This is a genomic window from Nocardioides sp. Z13_37, from assembly GCF_058355585.1.
Window position 1 is genome coordinate 155,823 of the sequence record NZ_JBZGDV010000008.1, and the last position, 19,111, is coordinate 174,933.

The window sequence follows — 19,111 nt, forward strand, 5'->3', positions numbered from 1 at the left end:
GACACAGTTCGGAGTTCGCACAAGGTGATCGAAGCCATGGTGAGTGATGCCAGCAGGCGCATCAACGAGTTCAGCCAGCTCGCCCATGCACTGCGCTCCGCGCCCGACGAGGACGCGCGCATCAAGCTCGCCGTCGACGCCGCCGTCACGCTCGTGGCCCGGTGCGACCACGCGGGCGTGACGATCAACCGGGAGCGCGCCCTGACCACCACCGTCGGCAGCGACGACGTGGTGCAGCGCGCCAACGAGCTGCAGCACGAGCTCGGCGAGGGGCCGTGCCTGGACGTGATGCGCGACCAGAACACCCTCGTCAGCACCGCCCTCGACCAGGACCGGCGCTGGCCGCGGTGGGCCCCGCGGGTGCACGCCGAGCTCGGGATGGGGTCGATGATGTCGCTGCTTGTCTACACCGACGAGCAGTCGTTCGGCGCGCTGAGCCTCTACGCCCGTGACGGCAAGCGCTTCGACGCCGACGACGTCGCGATCGGGCAGGCGCTCGCCGCCCAGCTCGCGGTGGTCACGGCGGCCGAGCGACAGATCGACCAGCTCGGTCTCGCGATGCACAACCGGCTCGTGATCGGGCAGGCGCAGGGGATCTTGATGGAGCGCCTCGAGATCACCGCGGACCAGGCGTTCGACTACCTGCGGCGCGCCTCGATGACCGCCAACCGCAAGGTCGTCGACGTGGCGGCGGACATCACCCGCACCCGGCGACTGGTCGACCTCGAGTCGTAGCCGGGAGGTGGACTCGCCGTTCGGTCGGCCGGGGGCACCGACGGCCAGGGCCCGCGCCGGACGCCGCGGTGGGCGACCGGCGCTGGCAGCCTAGGGGCCGCGCGCCGCGCTGTCCGGCGAACCGACGAACTCGTCGCGATCCCCCGGCGCGGCACGCGGTGTGCCGTGCCCGGTTCCCGCCAGCCCCCCGGCCCGGCGGGGTCCCGGATCCGGCCCCCCATGCGCGAACGACCGTACGTCGCGCCGGCGCGCGCCGCCGGGCTTTGCCCACAAACCACCCCCAGGGGGGAGCGGAGCGGACCGCGGGGCCGTCGGCTCGCGCGGGTCGCGCGGGCGGAGCCGGGGCGCGATGCCCGAGGATGGGGGCGTGAGCGAGGGGACGCGCGACCGGGTGTTCGGCCGGATGCCCGACGGGCGCGAGGTGCGCCTGCTGACGATCGGCGCCGAGCCCGGGCCCGTCGTGGAGGTGCTCACCCTGGGCGCCACGGTCCACCGGCTGGTGGTGCGGTGCGGTGACGGTGAGCGTCGCAACGTGGTGCTCGGCCACCCCGACGTCGAGGAGCGGCTCGCGAGCAGCGACTACGTCGGGGGCACCATCGGGCGCTACGCCAACCGGATCGCCGGGGGCCGGTTCGCGCTGGACGGCCGCGACGTCGAGGTGCGCACGCACGACCGCGGCAACAGCCTGCACGGCGGCCCCGACGGGTTCGACGTCCGCCCGTGGGACGTGGAGTCGCACGACACCCACGAGGCGGTGCTCGCGCTGGTGAGCCGCGACGGCGACCAGGGCTTCCCGGGCACGGTGACGGTGCGGGTGCGCTACCGCGTCGAGGGCGACGCGGTGGGGGTGACGATGCACGCGACGACCGACGCCCCCACCGTCGTCAACCTGACCAACCACGCCTACTTCAACCTCGACGGCGAGGGGACGGGGACGATCGACCGCCACGAGCTGCTGGTGGAGGCCGACGCCTACACGCCGGTGGACGACACCGGGATCCCGCTCGGCGACCACGCCCCGGTGGCCGGCACCCCGTTCGACCTCCGCCGGCCGACGGTGCTCGGGCCGGTCCTGCGGGCCGAGCACCCCCAGATGGTCGCCACCCGGGGGCTCGACCACAACTACGTCGTGCGCGGCACCGGGCTGCGCCGGGCCGCGGCGCTCGCCTCCCCGGCGACCGGTACGAGCGTCGAGGTGTGGACCGACCAGCCCGGCGTGCAGGTCTACACCGGCAACGTCCTCGACGGCGCCCGCCGCTCGGTCGGCGGCGGCCGCTACCGCCAGGGGGACGGCGTCGCGCTCGAGCCACAGCTGTTCCCCGACTCGCCCCACCGGCCGGAGTGGCCGTCGGCCGTGCTGCGACCGGGGGAGGCCTACCGCGCGACGCTCGAGTGGCGCTTCGCGCCCGGCGCCTCCGACAGAGCGCGCCCGACGAGGGCGACCCCCGCGGCGCACGCCAGCGCGGCCGTGAGCGCGGCGCCGACAGGACCGGCGACGTCCTGCCACGCCCCGAGCCCGGCCGCGCCCACCGCCTGGCCCACGGCCAGCGCGATGAAGAGCAGCGAGGTGCCGCGCCCCGCGGCGTCGGGCCACGCCTCGCGGGCCCACAGGATCAGCACGCCGGACAGGCACATGTAGCCGGCCCCGAAGCCGGCCATCGCGGCGTAGGTCGCCCACGCGAGCCCGAGGGCGAGCCCCGCGGCCAGGGCGAGGTTGGCACCCACCACCGCGCCGACCGACACCGCCCAGGCGCCGCGCAGCCCGCAGCGCTCCACCAGCCTGCCGGTGAGCGGGCCGAGCAGGCCGCCGACCCCGAGGGCGATCCACAGCAACCCCACCCGCGACCCGTCGATCGGGCCCGACCGGGTCGCGAGCAGCGGGCCGAAGGACCAGATCACGGCGGAGCCGGCCCCCACGACCGCGGCGCCCGCGGCCGGCGTCGCGAGCGTGCGCCAGTCGTACGACGACGAGATGCCCGAGGCGGCCGCGGCCCCGGGGCCGGGGCTGCGGCGCACCAGCAGCAGCACGCCTCCCGCGGCCGCGGCGTTGACCGCGGCCATCAGCAGCCAGGCGGCCGCGACGGACGGGACCGTGAGGGCGAGCACGCCGGTGAGGACCACGCCGACGGCCGTGCCGGTGTTGACCAGCGACTGGGCGCCGGCGGCCCGCCCGGGAGCCGTCACCGCGTCGACGACCCGGACGAGCGCGGGCGAGGCGAACCCGGCGCCCGTGCCCCCCACGAAGACGCTGACCACCAGCCACGGGGCGGACGCGGTCGTCGCGACGCCCAGGCACCCCACGCTCGCCGCGGCGCCCGCGAGCGCCACCCCGCTGCGGGGCCGGACGTCGGAGAGCCGGGCGGCGAGCGCCGCGGCCAGGGAGTACGACGTGAACTGCGCTGCCGCAGCCCACCCCACCACCGGCGCGAGGTCGGGGCGCTCCGCCACCAGGCGGGGAGCGAACAGGCCGACGCCGAAGCGCGCCATGCCGTAGGTCGAGGCGATCAGCACCATGCCGAGCACCGCCACCGCGAGGCCGCCGCGCGCGGGCGGCGGGGTGAGGGCGGGCTCGGCAGGCATAACGACCGTTCTATCAGAACGGTCGTTATGCTTCCATCGTGGGCAGGGACCAGACGCGCGAGCGCATCCTCGACACCGCGGAGCGGCTGTTCTTCGGCGACGGCATCGCGGTCACCGGGGTCGACCGCGTGGCCGGCGAGGCCGGCGTCGCGATCGCCACCCTCTACCAGCACGTCGGCAGCAAGGACGGCCTGCTCGCGGCCGTGCTCGAGCGACGCCTCGCGGCGTGGACCGCGCAGTGGGAGGCCGCGATCGAGGCGGCCGGGTCGCCCCGGGGCCGCCTGCTCGCGCTCTTCGACGCGCTCGCCGACTTCCGCCGCTCCTCCGGCGCCACCCAGTGGTGCTGCTTCCTCGCCACGGCCTCCGAGCGGCCGGCCGGCCGCGCGGGCGACCCGGTGCAGGCCCTGGTCGAGGCCGACACGACCGCCCTGACGTCGCGGCTGAGCGGGCTCGCCCGCGAGGCCGGCCTCGCCGCCCCCGACGCCGTCGCCGACCGCCTCGTCGTCGTCTACGACGGCGCGCTGGCCGGCCTGCTGCGCGGTGCGCCGGCCGACCCCATCGGCGTCGCGCGCGCGATCGCCGACCAGCTGGTGCCCGTCGAGGAGCCGCCGGCGGCGTGAGCCCGGGCCGCTACCCCGACCGCCTCGGCGCCAGGTCGCGCAGCAGCACCTCCCGGCCGAGCCGCTCCTCGAGCTCGGGGACCTGGGCGAGCAGCAGCTCGGCGGCGGCGATCGCGTCGGTCAGGGCGTCGTGGGCGGCGTAGCGGGGGAGCCCGTGGGTGCGTCGAGCCGCGTCGAGCCGCAGCGACCCCTGCACCTCCCCGTTCACGTCGGCCCGCAGCCGGTGCTCGAGCGCGAGGGTGTCGACCACGGTGAGCGGCGCCCGCGCACCGTACGCCGCCAGCGTGGCCGCGGCGACGAACCCCACCTCGATCGGCGCGTGGTGGGCGAGCAGCACCCGGCCGCGCAGGTCGGCGAGGAGGCCCGGCAGGACGTCGGCAGGCGCGGCGGCGTCGGAGAGCCCGTCGTCGGTCAGGCGGTGCCAGGTGGCCGAGGCCCCCACGCCCACGCCGTCGGGAGGACGTACGCGGTGCTCGCGCGCCTCGGCGAGCCGCACGCGTCCGCCCACCACCGGCACCCACCCCAGCGACAGCAGGTGGTCGGTGCGGGGGTCGAGGCCGGTCGTCTCGACGTCGAGCGCGAGGAGCTCGAGCCGCGACACCGGGGTCGTGTCCGGCGGGGCGGGCACCGCCGCGAGCTCGCGGAGCGGGCCCGGCGGGTAGCGGTCGGGCCCGCGCGGGCGGCGGGCGAGGAGGGGACGGCGCGCCCTCACTCGAACCCCGGCGGCAGGCGGCTGGACAGGGTCTGCTGGGCGGACCGCACGATCTCGAACGCGTCGCGCAGGTGGCGGCGCTGCCACTGCGTCAGGTCGGCGGGGCGCACGTTGTTGTCCGGCACCCGCCCGGCCCCGACCTGCGCCGCCTGGTGGTGCAGGCGCAGGTAGGACATCAGCTCCATGGCGTCGGCGAGCTCGGTGGCGGTCTCGTGGTCGAGGACGCCCGCCGAGACCGCCGCGTCGAGCCGACGTCGCGTGGTGAGGGCGGGCGACCCGGCCCGGAGGGCGTGGATGCGGGCCAGCTGCACCACGGCGGAGATCGGGCGCTTGATGTCGAGGGTGTCGCGGTGCTCGCCGTGCCGCTCGAGCACCAGCCCGCGGAAGAAGCCGAGCGGCGGGCGCATCGACAGCGCCTGCCGCGACAGGTGGCCGAGGAGGCGCGGGGAGGCGGTCTGCACGGACGCGAGGTGGACCTGCTCGGCGAGCCGCCGCTCGCCGGCGAGGTGGCGCATGTCGTGGAAGATCGCCGCCCGCAGCACGGCGTCGGGCTGCGGCTCGCGCGACCACCGGGCGAACCGGTCGTGCCACTGCGTCACGCTCAGCCGCCACTCGGGGTTGGTCGCCATCACCTCGCCCGGACAGCGCGGCCAGCCGCACTGCTCGAGCACCGCGGTGACCCGCTCGGCGAGCTCGGCGAACCACGCGCCGGCGGCCTCGTCCGGCTCGTGCGCGAGCACGAGCGCGTGGTCCTGGTCGGCGGTGAGCCCCTCCTCGTCGCGAGCGGCCGAGCCGAGCACGACCCAGCTGTAGGGCACCGGCGGCGGCCCGAGCTCGTCCTCGACCAGCGCGACCACCCGGCGTCGTACGGCGTCGCCGAGCGCGGTCGCGACCCGGCACACGTCCGCGGCGGTGACGTCGCGCTCGACGAGCCGGCCGACCACCGTGCGGATGCCGGGCGCCTCGGCGACGACGCCGGCCAGGGTCGTCTGCCTCCCGATCGCCGCGGCGAGGTGGACGGGGTCGGCGTTCTCGAGCCGGACCAGGTCGGTGGTGGACACCAGGCCGACCGGCCGTCCGGCCTCGTCGGTGAGCGGGAGGTGGTGGATGTCGCGCTCGACCATCTCGAGCAGGGCCTCGAACGCCGGCGCGTCGGGGGAGAGCGTGGCCGGGTCGGGGGTCATCACCGCGCGCACCTGCGTGTCGGGCGGCACGTCGGCGGCGAGCACGCGGGTGCGCAGGTCGCGGTCGGTCACGATGCCGCGCAGCTCGCCGTCCTCGACGACCAGGACGCTGGAGACCCCGGCCCGCGACATGGTGGCCGCGGCGTCGCGCACCGACGTGTCGGGAGCCGTGGTCACCGCGGGGCGGGTCACCAGGTCGCCGACCCGGGTGCCGAGCGCGGTGCCGCCCGACGTCGCCCGCTGGAGGTGGTGGATCGCCCGTGTGAGCCGCGCGTGGTGCGTGGCGGCGTAGAAGGCGGCGACGGCCGGGTGTGCCCGGCAGAGCTCGTCGAACGCCTCCGGCTCCAGCACCAGCAGCAGCGTGTCCTCGACGGCGGTGCAGCGGTGGCGCGTGGGCCGGCGCTCCAGCAGCGAGCTCATCCCGAACGCCTCGCCCGTGCCGACCCGGTCGACGAGCCCACCTGCCTCGTCGCGCACCTCCACGGCGCCCGAGCGCACGACGTACAGGCCCTCGCCCGGCTCGCCGACGTCGAGGACGACGGTGCCGCGCCGGGCGTAGCGCACGGTGCACCGGCGGGGCAGGGCCGCCAGCACGCCCGGGGGCAGCCCGTCGAACGGCGCGTGCCCCGCGAGGAAGTCGCGGACCTCGGCGATCTCGACCTCCATGGCGCCCATCGTGGCACCGATCCGCCGCCGGGTCGTCCGATCACCCGGGCCGGGTTTCGCAGCGCCGAACACCTTGCGGTGGGGTCGGGGCGCGGGGTACTGATCTGGGGAGGGTTCGCGGCCCGCCGGGGCGCGCCTGAGCACGGAGGAGTCGCGCCATGGCCACCCAGTCGACCAGCACGCCCCGATCGCCGTCACCCCCGGGCGGCCGGTCCCGGATGAGCCCCAAGGCGATCGCGGTGTGGAGCGCGGTCGCCGTCGTCGGTGCCGTCTGCTGGAGCGTCCTGGCGCTCTCCCGCGGCGAGGAGGTCTCGGCCCTCTGGATCCTCTTCGCGGCCCTGTCCTCCTACGCGATCGCCTACCGCTTCTACTCCCGCTTCATCGCCTACCGGGTGCTGGGCGTCGACGACACCCGGGCCACCCCGGCGGAGCGGCACGACAACGGCCGCGACTTCGACGTCACCGACCGGCACGTGCTCTTCGGCCACCACTTCGCCGCCATCGCCGGGGCGGGCCCGCTGGTCGGCCCGGTCCTCGCCGCCCAGATGGGCTACCTGCCCGGCACGATCTGGATCATCGTCGGCGTCATCTTCGCCGGGGCCGTGCAGGACATGGTCGTCCTCTTCTTCTCGATGCGCCGCGACGGCAAGAGCCTGGGCCAGATGGTGCGCGAGGAGATCGGCCTCGTGGGCGGGATCGCCGCCCTGATCGCGGTCTTCGCGATCATGATCATCATCCTGGCCGTGCTCGCGCTGGTGGTCGTCAACGCGCTCGCCGAGTCGCCGTGGGGCGTGTTCTCGATCGGGCTGACGATCCCCATCGCGCTGTTCATGGGCTACTACCTGCGGGTGCTGCGACCGGGCCGGGTCTCGGAGGTCACGGCGATCGGTGTCGCCCTGCTGCTCCTCGCGATCATCGGCGGCGGCTACGTCGAGCAGATGGGCCTCGAGGAGGCGCTGACGCTGTCGAAGGAGCAACTGACGATCGGCCTGGTGGTCTACGGCTTCGTCGCCTCGATCCTGCCGGTCTGGATGCTGCTCACGCCTCGCGACTACTTGTCGACCTTCATGAAGATCGGCGTGATCGTGCTCCTCGCCATCGGACTGGTGCTCGCCGCACCGGTCCTGCAGCAGGAGGCGGTGACCGACTTCGCCATCGACGGCGACGGGCCGGTGTTCGCCGGCAAGCTGTTCCCGTTCGTGTTCATCACCATCGCGTGCGGCGCCCTGTCGGGCTTCCACGCCCTCATCTCCTCGGGCACCACGCCCAAGATGGTGGCCAAGGAGAGCCAGGTCCGGATGATCGGCTACGGCGGGATGCTGATGGAGTCGTTCGTCGCGATCAGCGCCCTCATCGCCGCCTGCGTCATCGACCCCGGCCTCTACTTCGCCATGAACAGCCCCGCCGGCGCCACTGGGGCCGACCCGGCCACCGCAGCCGAGTTCGTCTCGGGCCTCGGCTTCAGCATCACCCCCGACCAGCTCACCGCGGCCGCCGCCGCGGTGGAGGAGCAGACCCTCATCTCCCGCACCGGCGGCGCACCGACGCTCGCGCTCGGCATCTCGCAGATCTTCACCGAGGCGTTCGGCGGCGGGCTCGCGGCGTTCTGGTACCACTTCGCGATCATGTTCGAGGCGCTCTTCATCCTCACCGCGGTCGACGCCGGCACCCGGGTCGGGCGGTTCATGCTGCAGGACACCGTCGGCAACCTGTGGCCGCGCTACGCCGACCTGTCCTGGAAGCCCGCCGCGTGGTCGGCGAGCGCCGTGGTGGTCGGGCTGTGGGGCTACATGCTCTACGTCGGCGTGACCGACCCGCTCGGGGGCATCAACCAGCTGTTCCCGCTCTTCGGCATCGCCAACCAGCTGCTCGCGGCCATCGCATTGACGCTGTGCGTGACGCTGCTGATCAAGCACGGGAAGGTGAAGTGGGCCTGGGTGCCCGGCGTCGGCCTGGCGTGGGACCTGGTCACGACCATGACCGCCAGCTACCAGAAGGTGTTCTCCGACAACCCGGCCATCGGCTACTTCACCCAGCGCGAGCGCTACGCCGACGCCCTCGACGCCGGCGAGCTGCTCGCCCCCGCGACCGACGTGGACCAGATGAACCAGGTGGTCTTCAACTCCACCGTCAACGGCACGCTGCAGGCGCTCTTCGCGCTGCTGGTGGTCGTGGTGGTCCTCAATGCCTTCGTCATCTGGATCAAGGCGGTGCGTGCCGGTGGCCTGCCCACCACCGAGGTGCCGTGGCAGGAGTCCCACCTGGTCCAGCCCTCCGACTTCATCGCCACCGCCGAGGAGAAGGAGGCGGTGCGCGAGTGGGAGGCCGCGGGCCGCGGCGTCGACGCGGGGAGCCAGCGGTGACCCGGGTGGCGGAGGCGGCGCGCACGCTGCGGCGCTACGTCCGCGAGCTGACCGGGGAGGCCCGGTGGGACGACTACGTCGCGGAGTGCGAGGCCTTCGGCGAGCCGCCGATGTCGCGGCGAGAGTTCGAGCGCCGCCGCGACCACGAGCGCGAGCACCAGGCGGGCGGACGCTGCTGCTGAGGCCCGCGCCCGGCGGCCCGGGGTCCGACACGGGGGTCTGAGTCGCGCGGCACCTGCGGCTCCCGGGTCGGCACCTCGGGTGGAGGCCCCGGGGGCGGTGGACTTCCTAGCGTCGTCGCGTGATCGACACCGGGACCCGTCTCCTCCTCGCCCTGACCCTCGCCGCCGTCTGCGTCGCCGTCTTCGCCTGTGACTCGCCGGGTGGGGGCAACGGCATCCTCCGGCCTGCCGCGCGGGCGACGCCCCCGGAGGCCGCGGCGCGCGAGCTGGGGGAGGGGCTGCACGACGACGCCGCCCTCGGCCGGCTCGACCCGGCCCTGCTCGAGGCGGTGATGGCAGCGGCGGAGGACGCCCGGACGGCGGGGGTCGACGTGCACGTGACCAGCGGGTGGCGCAGCAGGGCCCACCAGGAGAGGCTCCTCGAGGAGGCGGTGGACAGGTACGGCTCCGCGGAGGAGGCCCGCCGGTGGGTCGCCTCGCCGGACGTCTCTGCTCACGTCACGGGGGACGCCGTGGACATCGGCCCGACCGACGGCGCACTCTGGATGGCGGACCACGGGTCGGCGTACGGGCTCTGCCAGGCCTTCGCCAACGAGGTCTGGCACTACGAGCTGCTCACCACGCCCGGCGGGCGGTGCCCGGAGATGCTGCCGGACAGCAGCTCGCGAGAACGCTGATCGGGGCGCGCGTCAGGAGGTCGCGCGACGGGCCCACCGCCCGGCGGGGGCGGCGGTGGCGGCGAAGACGAGCGCGGTCGCCGCCACGGCGAGGACGGCGTTGCGCAGGCCGAACGCATCGGCGACCAGGCCGACGTAGGCCGGACCCAGCAGGTATCCGAGGTAGGCGGTCGTGGCGATGGCGGAGGTGGCCCGCGCCCGGCGGGACGGCGAGGTGTCGCGGAGCACGTGGCTGAGCAGGGTCGGGAAGAGCGTGGCCGTCCCGGCCGCAGCGACGGCGAGCCCGAGGAGGGCGACGGTGACGGTGGGGGCGGTGGCCACGACGACGCTGCCGCCCGCCGCGACGGCGCCACCGGTGGTCAGGAGGAGGAGCGGATGGCTCCTCGACAGCGGCGCCAGGGCCAGCCGGGTGAGTGCGGCGCTGGCGGCGAAGGTCGCGGGGGCCAGCGAGGCCAGCTGCGGCGTGGCGGCGAACACGTCGGTGACGAGCACCGCCCCCCAGCTCTGGTGCGCGTTCTCGGTGGCGTAGGCGAGTGCCCCCACCAGTCCCACCACGACCAGGGGAAGCACGCCGATGGCGCGTCCGCCGCCCTCGGGGTCGGTCCGCTCCGGCCCGCCCCGGCGTCGGTCGGCGGCGCCGGCCGAGCTGTCGGGCCGCGCGGCGCCGACGAGTCCGGCGAGGGCGACGACGACGACCGCGACCAGCGCGAAGGCGCTCAGCAGACCCAGCTCCCGGGAGAGCGCGGCACCGACGCCGAGGCTGGCGACGACGACCGCGAGCGAGAACACGCCGTGCGCCCGGGTCAGCACGGCACGAGCGGTGCGCTGCTCGGCATGCCCGGCCAGCGTGTTGATGGCGACGTCCGCCGCACCCGACGTCGCGCCGACCAGCGTCAGGCACACGACCACCGAGACGAGGTCACGAGCAGCGAGCGCCATGACCACTCCGGCGCCTGCCATCAGCGCGAGCAGCAGCGCGGCCAGCCGCAGGCCCCACCGCTCGAGCAGCCACCCGGTCGCCACCATCGCCGGGAGCGCGCCCGCGCCGACGAACAGCAGGGCCGTCCCCAGCTGCCCGTCCGTCAACCCCGCCTGGGACCTGATCGCTGGCAGCGCGGCGCCCCACGCGCCCCAGAACGTCCCGAACGCGCCGAACGCCGCGTAGGCCGCCACCGTGACGCCGGGCGGTCGCCGGCGAGCACGACGCACCGGCGGCGCGGCCACTTGTGTAACGTTACGCATCGACATCTGTGTAACGATACGCATAGGCTTGGCCCATGCCAACCCGACGGGACCGACCCACCGTCAAGGACGTCGCGGCCGAGGCCGGGGTCGGGGCGATGACCGTCTCCTACGCGTTCAACCGGCCCGACCGCGTGGCCGCGACGACCCGCGCGCGCGTGATGGAGGCGGCCCGGCGGCTGGGCTACCGCCCCGACGCCACGGCCCGCGCGCTCCGCTCCGGCAGGACCGGCCAGGTCGGTGTCGTGCTCGGGGAGCACCTGGCCTACGCCTTCGACGACCCCCAGGCATCGACGTTCCTCGCGGGCGTCGCCGACGTCTGCGTCGAGGACGGGCTCGGGATGGTGCTGATCCCGACGCACGGCGACGCCTCGGACGTCGACCGCGTCCTGGCGGCGGCCGTCGACGCCTACGTGCTGTGGACGACCACCGACGACGACCCCGTGCTGGCTGCCGTGGCGCAGAGCGGCCGGCCGGCTGCCATCCAGGGCGGGCCGGAGGTGCCCGGCATCGCGTGCGTCGGCTCGGACGACCGCGCCGCCGCCCGGGCCGTGGCCGCCGCCGCGCTGGCCCGCGGCGACGTGCCCGTCGTCGTGAGCTTCCCGCTCGACCGCCGACGGACGGCGGAGGTCCTCACCGGTGGCGCGGTGCCGAGCGCGGTCCCGTTCCCCGTCACGCGGCACCGGCTCCACGGCTTCCGCGACGCGCTCGTGGCAGCGGGTCACGACTGGAGCGGCACCCCCGTCGCGGTGGTCGAGCGCAACGGACGCGGTCAGGGCGAGACCGCGATGCGCGCCCTCCTGCCCCGCCTCCCCGTCGGCGCCTCGCCGGTCGTCCTGGCGATGAGCGACGAGCTCGCCCTGGGTGCGCGCGACGCCCTCCACCCGACGCACCCCACCGCGACCATCGCCGGCTGGGACGCCTCGCCCGCCGCCCTCGCCGCCGGCATCCTCACCGTGACCAACCCGTTGCGCGACCAGGGACGCCTCTGTGCCCGCGCCGCCCTCGACCCGGGCACCGAGGTCGGCCCCGTCCCCTGGCAGGTCCGCGACCCCGGCGCAGCCGGGCCGGTTTCGGCCCGGCTGTCACGATGAGGGGCATGCAGCCCGCCCGCCAGCCGTCCCGTGAGCCCGCCTGGAAGGGCGCCGCGCTGGTGACGGGCGGGTTCGTCGTGCTGCTCTGGCTGCTGGAGATCCTCGACACCGCGACCGGCCACCCGCTCGACTCCTACGGCGTGCAGCCGCGCAGCGAGGACGGTCTCGTCGGGATCCTGCTCGCCCCGACGCTGCACTTCGGCTTCGACCACCTCGTCAGCAACACGATCCCCGTGCTCGTGCTCGGCTTCCTCACCCTCGCCACCGGCGTGGCCCGCGGCATCGCGGCGACCGCGATCATCTGGGTCGTCGGCGGGATCGGGGTGTGGCTCTTTGCGCAGCCCGGCAGCGTGCACGCGGGGGCGTCCGTGCTGATCTTCGGCTGGATCGTCTACCTGATCGTGCGGGGCTTCCTCAACCGGCGCACCACCGAGATCATGATCGGCGTCGCCGTCTTCCTGCTCTACAGCGGCGCCCTGCTCGGCGTGCTCCCCGGCCAGCCCGGCGTCTCGTGGCAGGGCCACCTCTTCGGTGCCATCGGCGGCTTCGTCGCCGCGCGGGTGCTCACCACCGGGCGCCCCCGGGAGTCGAGCCTCACCTCCTACTGACCGGCGGCTGGTAGGGGTCGGCCGGGAAGTCGTCGGAGACCCGGGCGCACCCCGCCAGGAGCACGGCGTCGGTCACGAGCAGGAGCGCCCGGCGGATCCCGGTCATCACTCCGTCATCACTCCACCCGGTCTCCCTCGTCGGGAGCGATCCCGGGGGTGGTCTCGGGGGTGGTCTCGGTGCGCTTGAGGAGCGGCCGGGTGGCGGGCCCCTCGAGGACCTCCCCGTCCGGGGTGAAGCGCGAGCCGTGCAGGGGGCAGTCCCAGGTGTCCTCGGCGTCGTTCCACTTCAGCAGCCCGCCGAGGTGGGTGCAGACGCCGACGACGCCGCACGCGCGGGCCTGCGCCGGACCGGCCGTTCCGGGGATCCGCTCGCGGGCGGTGCGCACGGCCCCCCTGACCACGGCCGCGCCGACCCCCAGGTTGATCCGGGCCACCTCGGCGGCGCTGGTGCCCGACGGCGGCCTCGCGCTGAGCACCTGCGCCCACGGCGGCAGGTCGCCCAGGACGTCGGAGGAGATCGTGCGGGCGGCAACCACGGCGTTGGTCATGCCCCACTTCTCGTAGCCGGTCGCGACGTGGATGCGGTCGCCGCCCCGCCGCAACGGGCCGACGTAGGGCACGCCGTCGGGGCTGCTGTAGTCCTGCGCCGACCAGTGGTGGGTCTCCGTGGTGCCGGGGTACCACGTCGCCGACCACGACCGGAGGGCCTCGAGGTGGGCGAGGTGGGAGTCCGTACGCCCCACGACGTGCCCCGCGCCGCCCACGACGAGCGTGCCGCCCGGGGCCTCGCGCACCGAGCGGGCGTCGGAGCCCGCGGACAGGTACATGCCCTCCAGCGGCTCGGCTCCGGTGAGCGCGAGCACGTAGGAGCGCTGCGGCTCGAGCCGGGCGAAGTGCAGCCCGCGGTCGAGGATGGGCGTGCCGGTGGCGAGCACGAGGTGGTCGGCCGTCAGGGCCCTGCCGCTCTCGAGGCGGATGGTGGGCCGCCCGCCCTTCGACACCGAGCGCACCCGGTGTCCCTGGTGCAGGGTGCCGCCGTGGGCGCGCAGCTGCTCGACGAGCGCGCCGAGGACGTCCATCGCGTCGAGTTGTGCCTGCTTGCGCAGCGTCGTCGCGGCGACGTGGGGGAACGGCACGTCGAGGGAGTCGTGCCACTCGACGGCGAGCCCGAGGTCGGCGGCCGCCCGGTGCTCCTGCTCCACCGACGAGCGCTCCCGCTCGTCGGCTGCGTAGGTCACCGCGGTGCGGCGCTGGTAGGCCACGCCGTGGTCGTCGCAGAAGCGCAGCAGCCACTCCATGCCCTCGCGGTTGGCGTCGACGTAGGCCGCCGCGACCTCTTCGGAGCGGTGCCGGCGGATGCGGGAGAGATGGGTGCCCTGGAGCAGCGACACCTTGCCGGTGGTGCGGCCCGTCGTGACGGCACCGACCTCGCGTGCCTCGACGCACGCCACCCGCAGCCCGGCACGCGCCAGCAGCAGGGCTGTCGTCAGGCCGGTGAGGCCCGCACCCACGACCAGCGCGTCGAGGGTGGCGCCCGGCGCGGGCAGCGGGTCGTCGGTCACGGGCGTCGCCCGGTCGAGCCACAGCGACGTCACGACACCTCCTCCGCGGGCTCGTCGGATCCCTGCGGCCGCGAGCCCGGCTGCGCGTCGGCGGGCTCGGCGGGCTCGGCGGGCTCGGGGTGGGCGGGCTCGGCGTTCACCGGGTCGGTGTCGAGGTGGGTCTGCGGGTCGGTCCACGGCTCGTGCGACCGGTCGTCGGACGGACTCATCTGGTCTCCTGGGGTGGGGTCGGGCACGTGGAAGCGGTACCCCCGCCCCCGGCGAGTAGTCCTCCCGGCGCTCGTTTGCGGAAAAATCGGTGCAGGGGGTGCATGAACCCCTACCCCAGGGGGTACATCGACCACACGCCGCGGTCGTCGCGATCGCGGCGGCCAGGCGCGAGGCCCGCCGGTCTCTACCTCCCGTACGCCGTGCGAGGTGACTCCGGCGGGCTTCGTACACGTCCGGGCCGGCGCAGTCGGCCGGGGCAGCCGCCCATGACGCCGTCCGCGCGGTGCCGGGCGGACGGGACGCGTCAGTGCATCTGGAGCGGGCCGCCCTCGAGGCGGGTCAGCAGGTCGCGCGGGCCGTCGTAGACCCGCGCCGCGCCGGCGGACGTCAGCCGGTCGGCGCTGATGCCGCCGCTGCGCAGCCCGATGGACGCGTGCCCGGCGGCCTCGGCGGACAGCACGTCCCACACGGCGTCGCCCACGACGACCGCGGACGTGCCCCCGCCCGCCTTCTCGACGGAGAGCGCGACCATGTCGGGCGCCGGCTTGGTCGCCGCGCCGTCCGACCCGGTCACGACCGCGGCGAGGTGGCGCCGGATGCCGACGATGTCGAGCATCTCGTCGACCAGGTCGGCCTCCGACGAGCTGGCCAGCACGACCCGGTGGCCGTGGCCGGCGAGCGACTCGACGAGGTCGGCGGCGCCGTCGAGGGCACACACGGTGCGGAGCGCCGCCGCGAAGTAGTCGTCGTGCAGCTTGCGCACGTCGTCGCCGACGGCGGCCTCGGCGGGGTCCCCGGCGACGTGCCCCACGAGCCGGTCTCCGCCCATCCCGATGGCCTCGTGGATGCGGACCGAGCTGACGTGCAGGCCGACATCGCGGAACGCGCCGTGCCACGCGACGACGTGCTGGTAGACCGAGTCGACCAGGGTGCCGTCCAGGTCGAGGACGACGACGGGCTGTTGGTGGGTCTCCGAGCTCACCCGCGCGTCGTACCCCGGTCGGGGAGTGGGCATGCATCATCGCCCCAGCGGGTGTGGTGAGGCCATGGGCGTAGGGGCAGCATCGATGGTTCAGCCACCACCGATGTGTCGAGGGGATCGCCGTGGAGTTGCTGCCGCAGAGCCGGGAGGCGTTGGACGAGTACGTCACCTTGTCGGTCGACGACATGGAGGGCCTGCTGCGGATCATCGAGGGCTGGGCGTTGCGAGCGGTGCCCGACTGCGTCGCGCTGAGCGTCACCCTGCTCGACGAGGACCTCACCTTCACCCTCGTCGACAGCGCCGCGACCGGTGTCGCCCACCACGGCGACCACGGCCGGGCCGGCCCCGGGCCCGGACCGCCGGGCCCCTCACACCCGCTCGACGAGGTCGACTGGGCCGACATGGCCCGCGAGCGGGCGTTCGACGGGATCGCCAGCACCGTGTCCCTCCCGGTGGTCGAGCACGGCCGGGCCGTGCTCAACATCGACCTCTACGCCTCCACGGCCTACGCGTTCCGCGACCGCATCGACGGGCTCGTCGAGGCCCTCGGCGTGTGGCAGGCCGGCGCGGTGACCAACGCCGACCTGGGCTTCGACAGCCTCCGGCGGGCCGAGCTGGCCCCGGAGCGGCTGCGCGAGCAGCGGCTGGTCGACGTGGCCGTGGGCCTGGTCGCGGCCCGGATGGCGGTGACCACCGACGTCGCGGCCCGGATGCTGGGCGATGCGGCCGCCGAGGCCGGCGTCACCGAGACCGAGGCGGCCCGCGTCGCCCGCGCGCTGCTGACCTAGCCGGACCGGAACGAGCTCGGCGTGCATGCGCCACGCCCTTCGGGGTACTAGCCGGACATGCAACGACCCAACGCCCCCGTCACGCGCCACGTCAAGGTGGCGATCATGGAGGAGAGCGAGCTCGTCGTGCACGGCCTCCGCGCCATGCTCGAGCCCCACTCCGCACTGGTCACCGTGGTGTCCCACCGGGTCGACGGTCCCGCACCGCTGTGCGACCTGACCCTCTACGAACCCCACCGTCGCACCGCCGGCGTCCGCCCCGCCCCCCAGCGCTTCCCGACCCGGATGGTCGCCTTCGGCTGGGACTGCAGCCCCGAGGCCGTGTCCACCGAGATGTCGCGCGGTGCCGCGGGCTTCGTCAGCAAGTGGCTGCCGGCGCGCCGCCTCGTGTGGAACCTGCTCCAGATCGCCGACGGCCGGGTCGTGGTCGACGCGTGGACCGGCCAGGCCGAGGCCGAGAAGGTGGCGGCCGAGAAGTGGCCGCTCACCCAGCGCGAGACCGAGGTGCTCTCGATGATCGCCGCCGGCAAGGCCAACCGCGAGATCGCCGAGGAGACCAACCTCAGCATCAACTCGGTGAAGTCCTACATCCGCGGGGCCTACTCCAAGATCGAGGTCACCTCGCGCTCGCAGGCCGTCCTGTGGGCGATCCAGCACGGACTGCTGATGGCGCCCGAGCGTGAGGTCGCGCGGCCGCGGCTCGTCGCCAACGCGGCGCGATGACCCGGTTCGGCTACTTCCTCTCCTGTGAGGAGTACGCCCCCGAGGAGCTGCTCGAGCAGGCGCGCCTGGCCGAGCGGGCCGGCTTCGACAGCCTGTGGATCAGCGACCACTTCCACCCGTGGACCAACGCCCAGGGGCAGTCGCCGTTCGTCTGGTCGATGATCGGCGCGATCGCCCAGGTCTGCGACCTGCCGGTCACCACCGCCGTCACCTGCCCCACCGTGCGCACGCACCCGGCGATCGTCGCCCAGGCGGCGGCGACGTCGGCCGTGCTGCTCGGCGAGGGACGGTTCACGCTCGGCGTCGGCACGGGTGAGGCGCTCAACGAGCACGTGCTCGGCGACCGCTGGCCCCACGCCGAGCAGCGCCTCGAGATGCTCGAGGAGGCCGTCGACGTGATCCGCGAGCTGTGGACCGGTGAGGTGGTCTCCCGCGAGGGCCGCCACTACACCGTCGACACCGCTCGCATCTACACGCTCCCCGACCGGCCGCCGCCGATCTTCATGAGCGCCTTCGGCCCGAAGGCCCTCGACGTGGCCTGCCGCATCGCCGACGGGTTCATCACCACGCAGCCCGACGGTGAGTCGGTGGAGGCCTTCCGCGCGGCCAAGGGCGCCGACGCCCCCACGCAGGCCGGCTTCAAGGTGGCCTGGGGCCCCTCCCGCGACGCCGCGATCGACGCGGCCTACGAGCTGTGGCCCAACTCCGGCGTGCCCGGAGAGCTCAGCCAGGTGCTGCCCAGCCCGCAGCACTTCGAGCAGGCCAGCGAGCTGGTCACCCGCGAGGCGTTCGCCGAGCAGGGTGCCTTCGGCCCCGACGTGGCTGAGCACGTGGCGGCCTACGCCCCCTTCGTCGACGCCGGCTTCACCGAGGTCTACGTCGCCAACATGGGCCCCCACTACGCCGACATGCTCGCCGCCTACGGCTCCGACGTCCTCCCCCAGCTCCGCGCCCAGCCCTGACCTTCCGAGCGTTGGCCGTCGAAGTCCCCGCTCGCCGCGCGTTGGTCGTCGAAGTCCCCGCTCGAGCGGGGACTTCGTCACTTGGAGGGGGTTGCAACCCCCTCCAGGTGTCAGACTTCCCCGCCAAGTTGGCCGGATCGCGCGTACGCCCGCCCGACGCCCGCCCGCCGCTGCAGCTCAGTCGTCGAACTCCGGGTGGTCCTCGACGTCGGCGGGGCGCGCCTCGTGGCCCTCGTTGCCGCGGGTGCGCCGCAGCTCCTTCATCTCCGCCTCGAAGACGTGGCGCTGGCCGTTCATGAGCTCGTCGAGGATGCGCTGGTGCAGGCCCTTCGTGCGGGCGTAGAACCCGTCGTCGAAGGCCTCGACCATCTGGAACGACCACATGCCAGGCAGTGGGTTCTGGCCCAGGAGGTCGCGGTCGAGGGCGTCGGCGAGCTCGTCGTGGCCGGCCTCGCGCACCAGCGCGGTCGCCTCCTCCATCGTCGTCTCGGCGCTGCCCATCAGGCGATGGAAGGCGTAGAGGTGCCCGCGGGCGTCCTCGACGTGGTCGAGGGCGGCGGACAGCTTGCCCACCGCCTCCACGGTCTCGTCGGTGACGCCGTCGGGCCGTCGGTGCTCGGGGGAGGGCGTGTCGTCCATGCCACCGAGGTTCACAGACCGCCCGGCCCCGCCGCCACCTGCCAATGGGCGGGTCAGGAGTCGCCGGACGGTACGCGCGCCAGCTCGGCGGCGAGCTCGTCGAGGGCGAGGCTCGTCGCTGCGGCGACCACCTCGGAGGGGTCGCCGTCGAGCCGGGCGAGGAGCTCGCGGGTGCCCTCGCCGGTGGCGATCGCGAGGTGCACGGTGCCGGCCGGCTGGTCCTCCTGCGGACCCGGCCCGCCCACGCCGGTGATGCCCAGCGCGACGTCGGCGCCGAGCAGCCGGCGCACGCCGGCCGCCATCTCCCGCGCGCAGCGGGCCGTCACGACGGGCCCGCGGGCCACCCCCAGCACCTCGAACTTGACCTCCTCGTCGTACGCGACGACCGCGCCCCGGTACCACTCGCTGGCGGCCTCGCCCCGGCCGAGGAAGGACGAGATCCGGCCCGCAGTGAGCGACTCCGCGGCGGCGACCCGCAGGCCGCGTGAGGTCGCGAGGTCCGCGATCCGCTGGGCGCGCTCCTCGTCGGTCGGCTCGGTCGGCTGGTCGGTCGGCTCGCGGTCGCCGGGCACGGGGGCACCT

The 19,111-nt window shown here is 74.9% G+C and carries 19 protein-coding genes and 1 pseudogene; 11 read left to right on the forward strand and 9 right to left on the reverse strand.

The genetic code is table 11. The features are described from left to right. Positions 1 to 36 precede the first annotated feature (36 nt). Positions 37 to 735: a GAF and ANTAR domain-containing protein gene (locus AC4H2S_RS18025; RefSeq protein ID WP_491498354.1), complete on the forward strand. Its 699-nt coding sequence runs from the start codon at positions 37 to 39 to the stop codon at positions 733 to 735. Between the two features lie 403 nt (positions 736 to 1,138). After that, positions 1,139 to 2,080 (forward strand): annotated as a pseudogene (locus tag AC4H2S_RS18030) (aldose epimerase family protein); the annotation flags it as partial. A gap of 29 nt (positions 2,081 to 2,109) precedes the next feature. Here the strand turns inward: AC4H2S_RS18030 and AC4H2S_RS18035 are convergent. Then, positions 2,110 to 3,315, reverse strand: a complete 1,206-nt coding sequence (locus tag AC4H2S_RS18035; RefSeq protein ID WP_491498355.1) for an MFS transporter — start codon at positions 3,313 to 3,315, stop codon at positions 2,110 to 2,112. Between the two features lie 38 nt (positions 3,316 to 3,353). On the opposite strand from AC4H2S_RS18035, the gene AC4H2S_RS18040 reads away from it, so the two are divergent. Further along, complete coding sequence (locus AC4H2S_RS18040) at positions 3,354 to 3,935, forward strand: TetR/AcrR family transcriptional regulator (RefSeq protein WP_491498356.1); 582 nt, start codon at positions 3,354 to 3,356, stop codon at positions 3,933 to 3,935. Positions 3,936 to 3,945: 10 nt separating this feature from the next. Here the strand turns inward: AC4H2S_RS18040 and AC4H2S_RS18045 are convergent, their stop codons facing one another. Both AC4H2S_RS18045 and AC4H2S_RS18050 read right to left on the reverse strand, forming a co-directional pair. Continuing rightward, complete coding sequence (locus AC4H2S_RS18045) at positions 3,946 to 4,647, reverse strand: 3'-5' exonuclease (RefSeq protein WP_491498357.1); 702 nt, start codon at positions 4,645 to 4,647, stop codon at positions 3,946 to 3,948. Next, positions 4,644 to 6,497 carry a DUF294 nucleotidyltransferase-like domain-containing protein gene (locus tag AC4H2S_RS18050; RefSeq protein WP_491498358.1) on the reverse strand — a complete coding sequence of 618 codons (1,854 nt, stop codon included), beginning with the start codon at positions 6,495 to 6,497 and terminating at the stop codon, positions 4,644 to 4,646. The genes AC4H2S_RS18045 and AC4H2S_RS18050 overlap by 4 nt, the downstream gene beginning before the upstream one ends. 158 nt (positions 6,498 to 6,655) lie before the next feature. Between AC4H2S_RS18050 and AC4H2S_RS18055 the strand changes: the two genes are divergently transcribed. From AC4H2S_RS18055 to AC4H2S_RS18065, 3 genes are all read left to right on the forward strand, one after another. Continuing rightward, complete coding sequence (locus AC4H2S_RS18055; RefSeq protein ID WP_491498359.1) at positions 6,656 to 8,860, forward strand: carbon starvation CstA family protein; 2,205 nt, start codon at positions 6,656 to 6,658, stop codon at positions 8,858 to 8,860. Continuing rightward, on the forward strand, positions 8,857 to 9,042 hold the full coding sequence (locus tag AC4H2S_RS18060; protein WP_491498360.1) for a YbdD/YjiX family protein: 186 nt from the start codon (positions 8,857 to 8,859) through the stop codon (positions 9,040 to 9,042). The genes AC4H2S_RS18055 and AC4H2S_RS18060 overlap by 4 nt, the downstream gene beginning before the upstream one ends. A gap of 119 nt (positions 9,043 to 9,161) precedes the next feature. Then, positions 9,162 to 9,719, forward strand: a complete 558-nt coding sequence (locus tag AC4H2S_RS18065; RefSeq protein WP_491498361.1) for a M15 family metallopeptidase — start codon at positions 9,162 to 9,164, stop codon at positions 9,717 to 9,719. Between the two features lie 12 nt (positions 9,720 to 9,731). On the opposite strand, the gene AC4H2S_RS18070 is transcribed toward AC4H2S_RS18065, so the two are convergent. Beyond that, positions 9,732 to 10,967, reverse strand: coding sequence for an MFS transporter (locus AC4H2S_RS18070; protein ID WP_491498362.1), 1,236 nt, complete (start codon positions 10,965 to 10,967; stop codon positions 9,732 to 9,734). 29 nt (positions 10,968 to 10,996) lie between these two features. Between AC4H2S_RS18070 and AC4H2S_RS18075 the strand changes: the two genes are divergently transcribed. After that, positions 10,997 to 12,055, forward strand: coding sequence for a LacI family DNA-binding transcriptional regulator (locus AC4H2S_RS18075; RefSeq protein ID WP_491498363.1), 1,059 nt, complete (start codon positions 10,997 to 10,999; stop codon positions 12,053 to 12,055). A 5-nt stretch (positions 12,056 to 12,060) separates the two neighbouring features. Next, complete coding sequence (locus AC4H2S_RS18080) at positions 12,061 to 12,663, forward strand: rhomboid family intramembrane serine protease (protein WP_491498364.1); 603 nt, start codon at positions 12,061 to 12,063, stop codon at positions 12,661 to 12,663. A 116-nt stretch (positions 12,664 to 12,779) separates the two neighbouring features. Here AC4H2S_RS18080 and AC4H2S_RS18085 read toward each other — a convergent pair whose 3' ends face one another. From AC4H2S_RS18085 to AC4H2S_RS18095, 3 genes are all read right to left on the reverse strand, one after another. Next, a complete protein-coding gene (locus AC4H2S_RS18085; protein ID WP_491498365.1) occupies positions 12,780 to 14,258 on the reverse strand; it encodes an FAD-dependent oxidoreductase in 1,479 nt (492 codons plus the stop codon). Then, positions 14,255 to 14,434: a hypothetical protein gene (locus AC4H2S_RS18090; protein WP_491498366.1), complete on the reverse strand. Its 180-nt coding sequence runs from the start codon at positions 14,432 to 14,434 to the stop codon at positions 14,255 to 14,257. The genes AC4H2S_RS18085 and AC4H2S_RS18090 overlap by 4 nt, the downstream gene beginning before the upstream one ends. 305 nt (positions 14,435 to 14,739) lie before the next feature. After that, a complete protein-coding gene (locus AC4H2S_RS18095; RefSeq protein ID WP_491498367.1) occupies positions 14,740 to 15,417 on the reverse strand; it encodes an HAD family hydrolase in 678 nt (225 codons plus the stop codon). Positions 15,418 to 15,539: 122 nt separating this feature from the next. Between AC4H2S_RS18095 and AC4H2S_RS18100 the strand changes: the two genes are divergently transcribed. Genes AC4H2S_RS18100 through AC4H2S_RS18110 form a run of 3 tightly spaced genes read left to right on the forward strand, consistent with a single transcriptional unit; the run spans position 15,540 to position 17,890 of the window. Beyond that, positions 15,540 to 16,205, forward strand: a complete 666-nt coding sequence (locus AC4H2S_RS18100) for a hypothetical protein (RefSeq protein ID WP_491498368.1) — start codon at positions 15,540 to 15,542, stop codon at positions 16,203 to 16,205. A 57-nt stretch (positions 16,206 to 16,262) separates the two neighbouring features. Beyond that, a complete protein-coding gene (locus AC4H2S_RS18105) occupies positions 16,263 to 16,928 on the forward strand; it encodes a helix-turn-helix transcriptional regulator (protein WP_491498369.1) in 666 nt (221 codons plus the stop codon). Continuing rightward, positions 16,925 to 17,890 carry a TIGR03557 family F420-dependent LLM class oxidoreductase gene (locus AC4H2S_RS18110; protein ID WP_491498370.1) on the forward strand — a complete coding sequence of 322 codons (966 nt, stop codon included), beginning with the start codon at positions 16,925 to 16,927 and terminating at the stop codon, positions 17,888 to 17,890. Before AC4H2S_RS18105 ends, AC4H2S_RS18110 begins: the two co-directional genes overlap by 4 nt. Before the next feature lie 177 nt (positions 17,891 to 18,067). Here AC4H2S_RS18110 and AC4H2S_RS18115 read toward each other — a convergent pair whose 3' ends face one another. Together AC4H2S_RS18115 and AC4H2S_RS18120 are read right to left on the reverse strand one after the other, a co-directional pair. Then, positions 18,068 to 18,529: a hypothetical protein gene (locus tag AC4H2S_RS18115; protein ID WP_491498371.1), complete on the reverse strand. Its 462-nt coding sequence runs from the start codon at positions 18,527 to 18,529 to the stop codon at positions 18,068 to 18,070. Positions 18,530 to 18,582: 53 nt separating this feature from the next. Next, entirely contained in the window at positions 18,583 to 19,101 is a 519-nt protein-coding gene (locus AC4H2S_RS18120; protein ID WP_491498372.1) for a CinA family protein, read from the reverse strand. Positions 19,102 to 19,111 lie beyond the last annotated feature (10 nt).